General features: G+C 64.6%; 10 protein-coding genes. 8 read left to right on the top strand and 2 right to left on the bottom strand.

All coding sequences use genetic code 11. The annotated features are described in order from the left end of the window. Positions 1 to 68: 68 nt before the first annotated feature. The 8 genes from BGC09_RS18110 (at position 69) to BGC09_RS18075 (ending at position 11,776) form a co-directional block, all read left to right on the top strand. Complete coding sequence (locus BGC09_RS18110) at positions 69 to 1,763, top strand: ABC transporter substrate-binding protein (RefSeq protein WP_069805640.1); 1,695 nt, start codon at positions 69 to 71, stop codon at positions 1,761 to 1,763. 334 nt (positions 1,764 to 2,097) lie between these two features. Then, the gene (locus BGC09_RS18105; RefSeq protein ID WP_069805639.1) at positions 2,098 to 3,039 is read left to right on the top strand and encodes a carbohydrate ABC transporter permease; all 942 of its coding nucleotides are present in this window, start codon (positions 2,098 to 2,100) and stop codon (positions 3,037 to 3,039) included. Positions 3,040 to 3,095: 56 nt separating this feature from the next. Then, positions 3,096 to 4,130, top strand: a complete 1,035-nt coding sequence (locus BGC09_RS18100) for a carbohydrate ABC transporter permease (RefSeq protein WP_069805638.1) — start codon at positions 3,096 to 3,098, stop codon at positions 4,128 to 4,130. A 247-nt stretch (positions 4,131 to 4,377) separates the two neighbouring features. Beyond that, positions 4,378 to 5,097: a hypothetical protein gene (locus BGC09_RS18095; RefSeq protein WP_069805637.1), complete on the top strand. Its 720-nt coding sequence runs from the start codon at positions 4,378 to 4,380 to the stop codon at positions 5,095 to 5,097. Further along, on the top strand, positions 5,094 to 6,779 hold the full coding sequence (locus BGC09_RS18090) for a TCP-1/cpn60 chaperonin family protein (protein ID WP_069805636.1): 1,686 nt from the start codon (positions 5,094 to 5,096) through the stop codon (positions 6,777 to 6,779). The genes BGC09_RS18095 and BGC09_RS18090 overlap by 4 nt, the downstream gene beginning before the upstream one ends. A gap of 203 nt (positions 6,780 to 6,982) precedes the next feature. Next, the gene (locus BGC09_RS18085) at positions 6,983 to 8,797 is read left to right on the top strand and encodes a WD40/YVTN/BNR-like repeat-containing protein (protein ID WP_069805635.1); all 1,815 of its coding nucleotides are present in this window, start codon (positions 6,983 to 6,985) and stop codon (positions 8,795 to 8,797) included. A gap of 18 nt (positions 8,798 to 8,815) precedes the next feature. Next, positions 8,816 to 10,528: an NAD(P)/FAD-dependent oxidoreductase gene (locus BGC09_RS18080; protein WP_069805634.1), complete on the top strand. Its 1,713-nt coding sequence runs from the start codon at positions 8,816 to 8,818 to the stop codon at positions 10,526 to 10,528. 336 nt (positions 10,529 to 10,864) lie between these two features. Next, positions 10,865 to 11,776: a class I SAM-dependent methyltransferase gene (locus tag BGC09_RS18075; protein ID WP_069805633.1), complete on the top strand. Its 912-nt coding sequence runs from the start codon at positions 10,865 to 10,867 to the stop codon at positions 11,774 to 11,776. A 45-nt stretch (positions 11,777 to 11,821) separates the two neighbouring features. Here BGC09_RS18075 and druD read toward each other — a convergent pair whose 3' ends face one another. Together druD and BGC09_RS18065 are read right to left on the bottom strand one after the other, a co-directional pair. Then, complete coding sequence (gene druD, locus BGC09_RS18070; RefSeq protein WP_069805632.1) at positions 11,822 to 12,925, bottom strand: Druantia-type antiviral defence protein DruD; 1,104 nt, start codon at positions 12,923 to 12,925, stop codon at positions 11,822 to 11,824. Between the two features lie 4 nt (positions 12,926 to 12,929). Continuing rightward, the coding region (locus BGC09_RS18065) for a hypothetical protein (protein WP_218104096.1) at positions 12,930 to 14,083 on the bottom strand (1,154 nt) is incomplete at its 5' end.

The following is a 14,083-nucleotide window of genomic DNA, read 5'->3' as shown; positions in this document are numbered from 1 at the left end:
GCTTCAGATACAGGACGACAAGGATGGACCCAGAGCATTCACCAGCTTCCAAAGAAGGAGATGACATCATGGCTCACGAAACGCGCACCCTTCTAGAGCCGCTGCTTGCGCCTGAGAGGACCCTGACGCGCCGGCAGCTGCTCCGCACAGCTGCTGCGGGGAGTGTGGCCCTGGCGGGTGGGGCCTTGCTGGCCGCCTGTGGAGGGAGCAGCTCCAACACGGTTGTCAACGTCACCTTTCTGACCAACGGCTGGCCGGGCGACGCCATGCCCACTGCCGAGCAGCAGAAAGGCAACATCACCCTCAAGGCCTATGCCGACGCCCTGGCCGACTGGCTCAAGAAGAATCCCGGCGTCAAGATCAAGCACACCGACACCAACATCTGGAGCCAGTCCGCGGTCACCCAGGCCATCGCTGCCGGCACGGCCCCGACCTGGTTTGAAGGCAACATCCTTGGCTCCTTCATCAACAACGTCGTGCGCAGTGCCTTTGCCCGCGGCCTGGCAGCGGACGTCACCGACCTGGTGGTCAGCACCAGGCTGGAGAGCCAGCTCACCGCTATTTACCTGCCCGTCTACCGCAGCTGGAAGGTCAACGGGCGCTACTACGGCACCCCAGGCGGCTATGGAGCCGGCGACGGCATGTATTTCCGACGCGACCTGATCCAGCAGAACGGGCTGGTTGAGCCGACGCCGGGCTGGACCTGGAGCGACTTCCGCAAGCTGGCCAAGGCCCTGACCAGCGCCAAAATGAAGGGGGCGGCCCTCCAGTTCTACGTCTTCGACCAGAGCCTGCAGGCCAACGGCCTCAACTCCGGTCCCACCGGCTACGGCGCTCTGGGCCTGGAACCGACGCCCTCCAACGCCTGGCCCTGGCGCTACAACCTCACGCCCTGGCTGAGCCAATACGAGCAGGTCGTCGAGAACTGGCGTGGCATGTACTTCACGGACAAATCGATTACCTCCTCGCTCTCGACCGGCGATAGCGACGTGGCCCAGGCCTTTGCCCGTGGCGACGTGGCCATGATGGCCAACAATACGGGCTTCTTCACGCGCCCGGTGACCGACCCGACGAGCGCCATCAACATTGCCGTCAAAGTGGGTAAGCCCTTTGAGGAGGTCGTCGGCTGGATCTCGCACCCCATCGGCTACCTCGGCTCCTTCGGCGCCACGCAGGCTGGTTCGGCTATCGGCTCCATCGATCCCCATCTGCAGCGCAACAAGCCAGCTCTGGCCAAAGCCTTCGACTTCCTGGTGCAGTTTATCATCGGCGAGGAACTGGTCAAGCAGCGCCAGGAGATCTACAAGGTCACCCACGACCTCAAGGATGTCTTCCTGGAGGTGCCGCCGATGTCGAAGCAGCAGATCAACTACGGCATCAACGGCACCGCTGAACAGGCCTGGGGCAAGCTGACGATGCAGGCCGTCAACGCCGCCGCTGCCATTCCCCAGCTCCCCGACCCCGGCCTCTACTTCCCGGCGGAGCAGAATCCGGGTCCGACGGGCGACGCCTGGAACGATGCCAACTCGGGCCTGGCCTACACCCAGGACAGCATCCCGGCGGTGCTCATGAAGCTGCAGAACGTCCAGAACGCCCAGTTCTCCTCGCTCTCCTCCAGTGTGTCCAGGGATACCTTCATTGCCAGTGCCAGGAAGTTCTTTGCCGATCTCGATGCCTTCTGGGCGAAATATGCCCCGCTCTACTCGGCGGAACTCTTCCACCCCTGGTACGTGCAGAAGGTCCTGCCCGCTCTGGGGAGCTAAGCCAGGCCATCCCCTGGCCGGAGGAAGCAGCAGACGACCCTCCCCGGCCTCCTGCGCAGGGCCAGTGTCGCTGTACTGGCTGGCAGGGCTGGCGAGCCGGGCCCCGACGGACCCGCCAGCCCTGGCCAGTCTGGGCCGGCCTTGACTCTGCCTGCCGGAGTGGAGCCGTTGCGTTGCTGACCTGCGGTCGGCGCCTCTGGCCTCACCAGCGTGAGGAGGGACGGAGTGCTCAACCCTATGCGGACAGCAAGCAGAGAGTCGCCTTGCTCCCCTGACTACACTGCAGCCAGGGGTTCCCGGCGGCCCGTCTTCTATGGAAGGAAGCACGAGAGCAATGTCTGAACCGCTTACTGGATTGGCAGTCCCGGCGAGCGCGAGCGAAGTGGAGCAGCCAGCCCAGGCCCAGCGCCTGCGGCGGCGCAGCCGGCTAGAGACCTGGCTCTTTCTCTTGCCGGCGGCCCTCTTTCAGCTCGTCTGGGGCTGGTATCCGCTGTTGATGGCCTTTCTGATCAGCTTTACCGACGCCCAGCCGATGCTGCCCAGTCGTTTTACTGGACTGGAGAGCTACCTCCGTGTCTGGAACGATCCCCTGGTGGGGCAGGCTTTTCGCGTCACCTTCTTCTACGGCAGCATGCTGGTGGCCCTGACCTTCATCTTCCCTTTGCTGATCGCCATCTTCTTGATGGAGCTGCCGCCGCGCCTGATGCGCTGGATGATGATTCTCTGGTTCCTGCCGATCAGCGTCATTGCCAATAGCATCCTCTGGCGCTATCTCTATAACGACCAGTATGGTCTGCTGGAGTACATCGCCACCGAGATCCTCCATCTGCCGCACCAGCCATTTCTCAACGATCCACATCAGGTGCTCTTCTGGCTGGTCTTCCCGGCGGTAGTCGTGGCGGGGCCGGGCGTCGCCGGCCTGGCCTATATGGCGGCTCTGCAGGGCATCCCCCGCTCCTACTTTGAGGCGGCGGAGATCGAGGGGGCCGGCTTCTGGCGCAAGATCTGGACTGTCTCCCTGCCGCGCCTGCGTCCAGTGATCGCTGTCATGCTGGTTTACGGCATCATCCAGGGGTTGCAAGACTATACCTGGCCGCAGATTCTCACGGGCGGCCAGCCCGAGGGGGCCAGTCGCACGGTCATGCTCTACCTCTTCTCCTATATCCAGAACCAGCGCTACGCCGATGCAACAGCGCTCTCGATCTATCTCTTTCTGGTGATCTTTGCCATCGTGGTGCTCTTCCGCACCTTCTTCAAGGAGGACCCGGATGCCTGACCGGGCACGAACGCGCAAGTCAGTCAGGTAGCAGAAGGAGTGTGTTTGTTGTGTCTATGCTTTTCCCAAAGGTTGGCAGAAAGCAGCCCTTGCTAAGGCTGGGCTGGTGGCTGATGGTCATCCTGTTGTCGCTGGGCGTTCTGACCCACCTGGTGCCATTCTATATCATGATCGTGACCTCGATCACGCCGGCGCAGGACACGCTATCGACGACGCCGGTGCTCTGGCCGCTCCATCCCACGCTGGCGGCCTGGAAGCTGGTGATCCAGTGGGCCGAGAACAGCGGTGCCGGGGCTTTGCTAGCCGGATCGGCAGGAGAACCGTTCTGGGTCTATTTCTGGAACTCGTTCTTCATGACCTCTGTGACCCTGCTGATCTCGCTTCCGGTGACCTCGATGGCCGCCTACGCTACCAGTAAACTGCTGCGTGGACGGCGCGCGCGCTGGGCCTTTCTCTTCTTTATCGGCACCCTGATGATCCCGCTGGCGGTGCTCTTGATCCCGATGCTCTTCCTGACGCTCAATTTCCCTTTTGCCCTGCCGGGGGCCTCTGTGCCCAATCTGCCGGGCACCGATCAACCTTTTCCGACGTTCTCGCTCTACGATACGCCCTGGGCCATTATTGTGCCGGGCATCTTCAATGCCTACAACTACCTGATCTTCAAGGGCTACTTTGACACGATTCCCGACTCGGTGCTGCAGGCGGCGCGTGTCGATGGCGGCTCGGAGTTCAACATCTTCCGCCGCATTGTCTTCCCGATGAGTATCCCAGTCTACTCGGTAGTGGCCTGGATTCAGTTCTACGCGGTCTGGGATAGCTTCCTGTGGCCGCAGTTGGTCATTCAGAGCAACGACAAGGCTCCGACGGCGCTGGCCATATACACGGTCATGAACAATTTTATCAATTCGGGCGTGATGGACCGTGCCACGGCCCTGAGCCAGTCGGCGGCCATGCGCTCGGCGCTGGCGGCGGGCCTCTCGTGGAATGGCCTGATGGTGCTGGCCCTCCTGCAGACTTTCCCGATCTTTGTGATGTTCATTCTCTGCCGCGAGTATCTGCTGCGCGGCGTGCGCATCCAGGGCCTGAAGTAGGCCCGCTTCCGCTCTGAGGCGGCCAGCCGGCTCGCATGGGAAGGAGTCGGCGAGCGTTCGGCTGGCCGACGACATCAACGGGTACCGCGGGGCACGACGGGTAGGAGCGACAGGCTGTGCGTCTGGCTCTCTGCCCGCCGTGCCGGTCTCGCTATGCAATTGTGCAACGGTGGTGCATGCCATCATGGTATCGATGGTATCGCGGATGTATTTGTGATGCTTTCCGGGTACAGGGAGAACAGAGACGATGCCGTTCTTTGAAGAGTTCGAGGCCGATGCCCTTTCAGAGGAGACTCTGCGCCGTCCGATCTGGGGCGCCTTTGCCCTCTTGCGCGATCAGCTGGAGCGGCTGGTGGCCCTCAATGTGGCCTGGGCCGTGCAGTTGGTGCCGGCCTTAGTGGCGCTGGCCTGGCCGGCTCTTCCGCTGGGGCTACGTCTGCTCCTGGTGGCCTACAGTGCTCTGGCCTTGCTGCCGGCGACAGCTGTGCTCTTTAGCGGCGTGGCCCGTCTCAATCGCCAGGAGCCGCTGGACCTGGCGACGGTGCGCGACGAGCTGGGGCGTTTGCTGCTGCCGAGTCTGCGCACGCTGGCGCCGCTGCCGGGCCTCTGTGGTCTCCTCTGTCTGCTGATCATCGTAGTGGCTCCGCTTCAGTTCCTGCTGCTGGATATCCTGTTAAGGCTATTGTTGCTGATTCTGCTCTTCAGCGCCGCCTACTGGGGGCCGCTCTTTCTGGCGGAGCCGGGGCAGGGGGCCTGGTCGCTGCTCTGGCAGGCTCTGCGACTGGCCTGGCGCTATCCATTGCTGACAGCCGGCTCGCTCTTGCTGGCCCTGGTCGTCATGCTTGTCGGCTATCTCTCGATAGCCGGCTTCTTCTTGATTGCCCCGGTGCTGGCGGCCCTGCTGCTCTGGAGGCGGGCGCTGGTGCTGCTGGCGCGTCGAGGTGAGGTAAAGGTGGACATGCCATGACGACGCTGAGGCCGCGTGATCCGCGCGACGTCACGACCGGCTATCGGCTGGCGGAGGCGCGGCGCCTGGTTACGGAGCTGCGGCGGGTGGCGCAGCAGCCCTCGCTGATCCGCCTGCCGCGGGCCTTACGCCTCCTGGTACGTGGCGTTGATCTGCTGGCCCGGCCCCTGGCCCTGACCCTAGGGCCGGCGCGCACCCTGGTTCTCAATGAACGGACTCGTAGTGAGTGCGAGGTCCTGGCCGACGCCAGCACCATTGCGCGGCGCGTCATCGCCCTGCGCGACCGCGGCGACAATCTGGGGGCCATGTTGCTGCGCAAGATGGCGCTGGAGCTGCACGAGCGCTATGGCGATGGGGTAGCGCTGGCGGCAGTCATGGTGCGGGCCCTGGTGCACGAGGCCTGTCGCCAGCTAGCGGCGGGGGCCAGTCCGCCGGCCCTGGCGCGTGGCCTGCAGCGGGCCCTTGTGGCGGTCGAGGCCGCTCTGGAGCGTCAGGCGCGTCCCTTGGGGCGCTGTGAGGAGGTGCAGGCCCTGGTTTTGGGGGTGACGGGCGATAGCGAGCTGAGCGAGGTGCTGGCGCGCATGTTCGAGGTGCTGGGGCCGTGCTCGACCATTGTCACCGAGGAGCTGCCCTGGCCGGGTCTTGATCACGAGTATATTCGCGGAGGCAAGTGGGACGGCTACATCCCGGCGCGTGCGCTCCTGCCGGAGGGCGAGGCTGGGCTGATCCTGCGTCAGCCCTGGATTGTCCTCGCCGATGAGGAACTGCACGAAGTTGAGCAGGTGCTGCCCATGCTGGAGCTGGTGCTGGCCGAGCCAGGCCGGCCCCCTCTGCTGGTGGTCGCGCGCGCCTTGCGGGGGCCGGCCCTGACCATGCTGACGGCCAACCACGTGCGTGGCCTGGTGACGCTCGGCCTGCTGGTGCTCTCCAGCGGGGCGACCCTGGTGCACGATGACCTGGCCGATATGGCGGCCTTGACAGGGGGCACAGTGCTTTCGGAGCTGACTGGCACCCTCTGCCGCCATCTGCGACGCGAGCACCTGGGCCACGCCCAGCAGGCGATCCTCACTCCCACGGGGGTGACGCTCATCGGCGGTCAGGGACGGACGCGCGATATTCAGCAGCGCCTGGCGGCGGTGCGGGCCGCGCTACGCGAGACCACGCGCGGGAAACAGAGCGAGTGGGAGTTTCTGCGCCTGCGTCAGGCGCGTCTGACGGGCGGGATTGGCATTCTCAAGATCGGAGCTGTCAGCGAGCATGAGCTGGAGCTGAGAAAAGAGCAGGCAGAAAAGGCGCTGCGCGTGCTGGAGGCGGCCTACGAGGGCGGCCTGGTGCCCGGTGGCGGCGTGGCCCTCCTCAACTGTCTGCCGGCGCTGCAGGAGGCGCGGGTGGCCTGTGCCGCCGATGACGAGCGTCAGGGGGTAGCGCTGTTGGAGGCTGCGCTGCAGGAGCCATTTCTGCAGATTGTGCGCAATCATGGAGGCAGGCATCCACCGCTGGTGCTGGAAGAGGTGCGTCGCCGGGGGGCCGACTATGGTTTTGATGCCCTGCGTGGTGAGGTGGCCTCGATGTGGGAGCGCGGCATCCTGGACTGCTGCAGCATTGTGCGTGGGGCCTTACAGGCAGCGGTCAGTCTGGCAACAATGCTGGTCACCACCGATGCGGTGGTCTTTCATGGATGAACGCGAGGGGGGCCGGGCAGCGGGCAGCGAGCCACGTCTGTGGGGAGGAGACCCGGCGGCCTGTGATCTTCCTCTGTGGCCACTGAGTGGTGGGAGAGCGCAGGCGCTTGCGGCTCTCTGCGATAATGACAAGAGCCGAGGGCGCTGAAGCTGAAGCGCGTGACGCAGCTGAGCAAAGCGGAAGGAGGTGTCTGCTTTTGAGTATGACCACAGGGAGAGGATCGGAGTCAGACAGACAGACCTGGCGCGAGCTGGTGACGCCGGCTTTGCCGACGCCAATCTATGCCCTGGCCCCGGCGCCGGGTCGCTTGTGGGCCGGTGGTCTGGGAGGCGTTGCCTGCTATCGGGCGGCCTCCGAGCAGCCGGAAGAGGCAGAGGCTGGAACGTGGGAGCCGGGGCCGGTGCTCTTGCCGCCGGCGCCGGTCACGGTCTTATGGGCCTATGGCAATCTGCTACTAGCCGGCGGCAATGGCGGTCTGGCCTATTCGCTCACGGGCGGAGCCGGCTGGCAGCGCGCCGAGATCGAGGATGGAAGCGTCGGGGTGACGGCCCTGGCGCCCTCGCCTACGTTCGGCAGCGACAATACCGTGCTGGCTGGGACGCTGGCCAACGGCATCTTGCGCAGCAGCGATGGCGGGCGCACCTGGCGCAACGTCTCCTTTGGTCTGCACAGCCAGGAGATCACTGATCTCCTCTGGCTGGATCGGCTGGCGGTCCTGGCGGCCACCGATGAGGGGATCTATCGCTCGCGCGACGGTGGCCGCGGCTGGCGGCGGGTCCTGGAGAGCAGCGAGGGAGCGGTCGAGGTCTTGACGCGCCTGCCGGGTGGGGAAGTGCTGGCGGTACTGGAGGATGGCACCCTGCTGCAGGCTGATGCCGAAGGCGAGCGCTGGCAATCCCTGCAGGCGGCGGTGGACCTGGAAGGGGTCCATCCTCTCTCGCTCTTCACGACGGAGGCCGGCACGCTCTTGCTGGGAACGCAGCGCGGCCTGCTGCGCTCGACCGATGGCGGCAGGAGCTGGCAGACGGTCGACGGGCGGATAGTGCATATCTGTCGCCAGGGCCGGGGCAGGGGCCGGCTCTATGCGGGCACTGCTGAGGGGGTGCTGGTCAGTGACGACGATGGTCACAGTTGGCGTGCTCTTCCAGAGCCGCCGCTGCATGATCTGCTGCGTCTGCAGCCCCAGGGTGAGCGTCTGTGGCTGGTGGGGACACATACGGCCCCACTGCAGGCCAGGCTGACAGAGGACGAGGCGGGCGAGACGGCGGAATGGCAGCGCCTGCAAGGGCTGAGCTTGCCGTTGACCGGCTGGGCTGCCGTCGACGATGAAACGCTGCTGCTGGCGGGACCCGAGGGCCTGCTACGCCTCTGGCCGGCTAGCGGTGAGCATCAGCTCTTGCTGGCGGAGCCGCTGGAGGGCAATACGCTGATTACCTGGGCCGGTAGCGCTCCAAATCGTCACATCTGGGTGGCCAGCGGCGATGGCCGCCGCCTCTGGCACAGCGCCGACGATGGTGCAAGCTGGCGCCAGTTGACGCCTCCGTTCGGGGTGACGCTGCTGGCGGCCCTGCAGGCGACCCCTGAGCATCTGGTGGCGGCAACCTACGATCCGCGGCAGTATCATGTCTGCCTCTGGTATTCAACCGATGATGGGAGCAACTGGATACGCGGACTGGAGGCCGATACCAACTGGCCGCTGGTGGCCAGCTGCGCTGAGCCGCTGGCGCTGGGGATCGGCAATATCCTGCTGCTGGCGGGACCCGACGGCAACTGGCGCCGCAGTCCGGTTGGCCACGGCGGCGGCGGCATTCGCCGGGTGGTCTCTTGCGAGCGGGCCGGCCAGCGCTTGCTCTTCGTGTTGGCGGGCGGCGGCATCTTCCGCTCGGATGATCTGGGCCAGAGCTGGCAGGCTCAGCATGAGGGGCTGCCACTGGTGCGCATTGCCGATATTGCCTGTACGTCAACACGGCTGGTGGCCTTGCTCAGCGGAGGGGTGCTCTGTCTGCGTCGCCTCTAGGGAAAGGAGGCACTCACGATGACCAGGCGCTACGATGTTGTCATTATCGGCGGCGGGCCCGCGGGCAGCACGGTGGCGGCCCTGACCCGCCGCTATGCGCCGCAGTTGCGTCTACTGTTGCTCGAAAAAGAGGCTTTTCCCCGCCACCATGTGGGGGAGTCGCTGCTGGCGGGGGCCTCGCCGGTCTTGGAGGAGATGGGGGCGTACGAGCAGGTGGCCAACGCGGGCTTCCTGGAGAAACTGGGAGCGACCTTTATTTGGGGACAGAGCCGCGAGCCGTGGGGCTTCGAGTTCGATGAGCTGATCTCGCAGCTCGTGGCTCAGGGCAAGCGTCTGCCGCGGCTCTACACGCGAGCCTGGCAGGTGCGGCGCGCGGAGTATGACGAGCTGTTACTACGCCACGCCGCCAGCCTGGGGGTCGAGGTGCGCCAGCGGGCGCGTGTGACGCGCGTGCTCTGGGATCGCGAGCCGCTGGCACCGCTGCCCGCTGAGGGCCAGGACGGGCGGGAGCCGCGGGCCATCGGCGTCGAGTTTGTCGATGAGCGTGGCCCACAGACGGTCTTCTGCGATTGGGTCCTCGATTGCAGCGGGCAGCAGGCCCTGCTTGGCCATGCCCTCAAGCTGCGCGAGTACGATGGGCAGATGAACAACTATGCCCTCTTTGCCTACTGGCAGGGAGCGAAGTGGCTCTATGAGTATACGGGCTATCCCGAGCTAACGCGCATCTGCATTATCACGACGCCGCGCGGCTGGATCTGGTATATTCCTTTGAGGCGCGATGTCATGAGCGTTGGCTTTGTGACCCATCGCCAGACGCTCAAACAGCTGCCCGCGGGACCGGAGCAGCTCTATCTGGAGGAGCTGCAGACCTGCGCCGAGGTGCGCGATCTCCTCAAGGAGGCACACCTGACGCGCATCGCTGCCGATCAGCGGCGCCTGGTCTGTGCTATTCAGGACTGGTCATACCGCAGTCGCCAGATCAGCGGGCGCGGCTGGGCGATGGTCGGCGACGCGGCGGGCTTTGTCGATCCGATCCTCTCCTCTGGCGTGATGCTGGCCCATGAGCTGGGGCAGAAAGCGGCCTATACCCTGGTGTCGAGCTTTGCGGCTGGCAGCGATGAGGAGGTTCGCCGCTATTGGGAGTTTTATGCCCAGACCTATCGCACCTATTTGCAAGCCTACCGCGATATGGCGGCGTTTTGGTATAGCAATAACTTCTCGCTGGAAAGCTGGTTCTGGCAGGCGCGGCGCATTCTGGCGCGCAGCGGCAGCGAGCTGAACCTCTCTGATCGCCAGGCTTTTACGCGCCTGGCCTCGGGCTATGCGACGCGGGCGGAGTCGCTGAGCCTCTTTGGCAGCTATCCTTTGCATGAGGCGCAGCAGTTGGTCAATGGCCTCTTTGGAGCGCCCTACCGTCGCGAGGAGCTGGCGGCCCAGTACGCGGGGCGCCAGCTGCGTCTCAAGGAGGCGGAGCTGTGCGATGGTCTCTACTACTATCAGGGAGCGGTACGCCAGACACGGCGCGTGGTCAATCGGCAGACGGGGCGCTATCTGGACCTGCACCCGGGTGAGGAGGTGCTGCTCTCGCTCTTCGATGGCGTGCATACCCTGGCTCACCTGGAGGAGACAGCGCAGGAGCTGCTGCAGGCCCTGCCGCAGACGGAGCGCTTGCCGTTGCGCGCGGGTCTTGAGCTGCTGGTGCAGCTGGAGATGATCGGCGTGCTGGCCTAGAGCTTCCTGGCTGTGCGTACTCCCCCGACCCTGGAGGCAGGCCGTGGCAGCCCATCACAGACGGGCATGGCTGCCACCCGGTCAAGGCTGCTGGCGCCCTTTTCACGTAGATCCTTCCATTTTTGAGCGATGACCAAGTATACTCTCTTATGAGCAACGAGGGCGCTATGCCCTCGTTGCCTCTTGTCCGGCCTGGCAGGTTGGCGAGGTCTCTGCTGCTCTGGTGGGCGGCAATCTCCATGAGCAGCGGCATCTAGTGCATGGGGCAAGAGCGCTAATCTTCACCAGGGGACAGACGAAGAGAGCCAGGTATTTCATCATGAGAAGGAGGCCAGGATGCCGTTATGGGGCCTGTTTAGGAGGACGCGGCGACTGCCGGCGATCAGGACGGGGGAGCTGACGCTGCGTGGACAGGACGCGCGCGCGGAGGAAGAGCAGCAGTGGCAGCGCCGTTATCTCCAGGATGTCCCCTATGTCTTACCGAAGGATGAGGCCGAGATCGATCGCCTCAACTTTCAGCATTACGCGCTCATGAGCGTGCAAAAGCAGCACATAATTGCGCCGCTCGACGATTATCCGCGGGCGATTCTCGATGTGGGATGTGGCACGGGACTATGGGCGCGCGAAGTAGGGCAGCGTTATCCGCTGTGTCAAGTGATGGGGGTGGACGTTGAGCCGCCGGAGCGTTTGCCGACGGTGCCGGCCAACGTTGACTATGTCTATGGCGACGTCCTCAAGGGGCTGCCCTTTCCCGAGAACAGCTTTGATCTGGTCCATCAGCGCTTGCTGATTCTGGCGGTGCCGGCCTCGGCCTGGCCGCAGGTGCTGCGCGAGCTGTTGCGCCTGGTGCGTCCTGGTGGCTGGTTGCAGTTGACGGAGGCCGGCATGTATTTCAACCAGCCGGGGCCGCGCTCGGCCCATCTGCGCGATCTGGTCAATCGGGCGATTGCGGGCTGGGGCTTTGATCCGCTGATTGCTCTCAATATGCCGACCCTCTTGAGGCAGGCGGGGGCGATCGCTGTCGAAAAGCGGACCTATGGCGTGGTGATGGGCGAAGCTGGCGGCCAGGGTGGGCGCCTGCTGGAGAAAGATATGCTGGCTGTGATGTCGGCGCTTACTGAGCGCGTGGCATCTTTTATGCCGGTAGAAGAATGGCGTGAGCTGTTGGCCTCGCTGCCGGAGGAGTGGCGCAACTACGGTACGGAATTCCAGTTTCACGTCACCATTGGCCGCAAGCCGGGGCGCTGAGGTAGGTCTGGCGGGCGCTGGCGGGCGCTGGCGACTGGTCTCGACTCAGCGGTTGAGATGTTCTGCAAAGGTCAGGCCCAGGGGCCACAGTGTCTCCTCGATGCGGGGCCTATCTTCGACGGCGATGCCCTGCCAGCGATAGCGGAGTGGGGCGCTGCGCTCGGTAGTGAGGCACTCGCTCAGGGCCAGCAACAGGCGGTACTCGCGTCGGGGCAGGCGGCTTTCGAGATGCAGGGCCAGCGTCTCGCTGCCGGCCTGGCCATACCAGCGGGCTATTGCCTGTTTGCCGGCGGCCTGATCGAGGGCGTAGCAGAGGCGGGCAATGTCCTGATTCTCTCCAGGCTGAGATTCCTGCAGAATCCGCCCCTGATTCAGCCACGCAATGCTGTAGTGGAAGCATCCAGGCTGCCAGCGGTCTGGTCTGCGCAATAGGTAGCGCCCCGGTGACGCCGTGGCTGTGGGTATCAGCGGCTGCCAGCGTTCTTCTTGGGGGCCGCGACTCTGGGGCAGGTAGACCTCGATCTGGTCGCTCGCCGTTGGGGTTCTCTCCACAGGAGTGAGTGGGGTCTGCAGGAAGGCGCTCTGCAGCTCGCGCAGGCTGGGTGGCTGAGGGCCGAGCCAGCTCGTCAGGCTCTGGTAGCCGTAGGGCCAGTCCTTGTCTGTGGTGAGCGGGAGCAGGCGCAGGGTAGTGCGCAGGGTGATCTGCTTCTGGAGCGTCCCGGGTAGCGCGTGCAGAGGGAGGCCACCGGCGAGCAGATAGCGGCTGCCCAGTGGAATAAGGCGCGGGGGGGCCGGTAGCCAGTGCGACCCCGCGCGATTGATTGGGAGCAGATCGCCTTGCTCGGCGAGGCGCTCCAGAAACTGGCGGTTGATCTGTTCTGTCGTCGTTGTTGTAGCGCCGTTGGAGGAGGCTGGTGGCTGCCGGGCGAAGGGTAGCAGCAGGTGGCGCGTGTGATGGAGCAGCGTGCGGGTTGAGACGGCGGAGTCGCTGCTCAGGGAGTTGGCGCCTCCCCGGTACAAGGCCCAGAGGACCGCGCGTACGGCCTCAGCCTGCAGTGTCTCCGGAGCAGCCTGGACAGTTCCCAGCAGCGAGGAGGTGACAAAGTATCTGGCCTGTTCGCCCTGGAGCAGCGCGATGGTGATGGTCATGGCCTTAGTCCACCTCCTCCAGGGAAGCAGCAGCCTCTGCACTGGGATCATAGGCCGCCTTGTTCAGGAGCTTCTCATTGAAGGAGCAATCGAAGCAGCGGGCAGTCCGCTTGAGCTGATCTATGATGGCGGAAAACGCGCTGGCGCTCATCTCGTTGCTGGCTGGGCTTACGAGTGCCTGGTGGACGGTGAGACGCCAGTGGCGCCAGTCCTCAGCGGCTATCTCGCTCCGCTCCTGATGACCATTGAGCTGCTGCTGATTGAGGCTTAGAGCGAGCTGACTGGGGTTGAGGTGGACCAGCCAACCCCGGGTGATCTTGGGTAGTGGCAGGCTGTGCAGGTCGTCATCGCAGGTCGCGGTCAGCAGCAGGTTGGGTGGCCAGCGGAAGGTCGCCAGAGAGCGGTAGGGATCGCCAGGAGGGAGCGCCTGGGGATGGAAGAGTGGCACCGGTATCGGCGTTGATGCGGGGAGAAGCTGCATGACGATGTATTGCTGTAGAAGCGGCACATAAACTGGGGCGCCGGGAAGGCGGTCCAGCCCTTCGAGAACGACGATGGCCAGTTGCTTGGGATGGTCAGCAGCCCACAGTACGGTATCGGCCAGGGAGCTGGCAGGGAGGAAAAGGCGCTCTGTGGCCCTGAGCTGGCCAAAGAGGTCGAGCGGCTGCGTTGCTGTCAGCGGGATGGGGACCCGGCAGAGGCGTCCGGTGCTGAGCACCAGGCTAAGGGCTTCCAGTGTGGCGAGGGCGTAAGGTCCGCTGAGCGTGGGAATGAGACCCGCCAGGAGGGCAATGATACAGAGACGCACAGCTTCCGGCTTGATGCCGTTTGGACGGGCCGCCTGACGGATGGTTGCCAGATGAAGCAGGGTAGAAGCATCAGTAATGAACTCGCTCGGCCCGCCCTTGGCCAGCTCTGGCCAGAGCTGCTCGGTGCTGTGGTAGTGGGTGGCGCCTGTATCTATGCCAGTGCCCATGTCTCTACCGGTGTCTCTACTGCTGTCTCTACCGGCGCTGGCCACCAGGAGCCAGTGATTCGCAAGCACCTGGCTCAGCGCTGCTAGCGGTTGCTGTCGTAGCTCTTCCAGACGCTGTCGGAAGTGGGTTTCGAAGGCTTGAAGCTGGTCATCTTCTTTCTGAAGCAAAAGCTTTTGTGCTT

It is taken from the genome of Thermogemmatispora onikobensis, assembly GCF_001748285.1.
Lineage (GTDB): Bacteria > Chloroflexota > Ktedonobacteria > Ktedonobacterales > Ktedonobacteraceae > Thermogemmatispora > Thermogemmatispora onikobensis.
This window is presented reverse-complemented; position numbering and strand designations above follow the sequence as displayed.

Coding starts and splice junctions, on each gene's coding strand:
- BGC09_RS18110 (WP_069805640.1), top strand. CDS start 69: ATGGCTCACGAAACGCGCACCCTTCTAGAGCCGCTGCTTGCGCCTGAG.
- BGC09_RS18105 (WP_069805639.1), top strand. CDS start 2,098: ATGTCTGAACCGCTTACTGGATTGGCAGTCCCGGCGAGCGCGAGCGAA.
- BGC09_RS18100 (WP_069805638.1), top strand. CDS start 3,096: ATGCTTTTCCCAAAGGTTGGCAGAAAGCAGCCCTTGCTAAGGCTGGGC.
- BGC09_RS18095 (WP_069805637.1), top strand. CDS start 4,378: ATGCCGTTCTTTGAAGAGTTCGAGGCCGATGCCCTTTCAGAGGAGACT.
- BGC09_RS18090 (WP_069805636.1), top strand. CDS start 5,094: ATGACGACGCTGAGGCCGCGTGATCCGCGCGACGTCACGACCGGCTAT.
- BGC09_RS18085 (WP_069805635.1), top strand. CDS start 6,983: ATGACCACAGGGAGAGGATCGGAGTCAGACAGACAGACCTGGCGCGAG.
- BGC09_RS18080 (WP_069805634.1), top strand. CDS start 8,816: ATGACCAGGCGCTACGATGTTGTCATTATCGGCGGCGGGCCCGCGGGC.
- BGC09_RS18075 (WP_069805633.1), top strand. CDS start 10,865: ATGCCGTTATGGGGCCTGTTTAGGAGGACGCGGCGACTGCCGGCGATC.
- druD (WP_069805632.1), bottom strand. CDS start 12,925: ATGACCATCACCATCGCGCTGCTCCAGGGCGAACAGGCCAGATACTTT.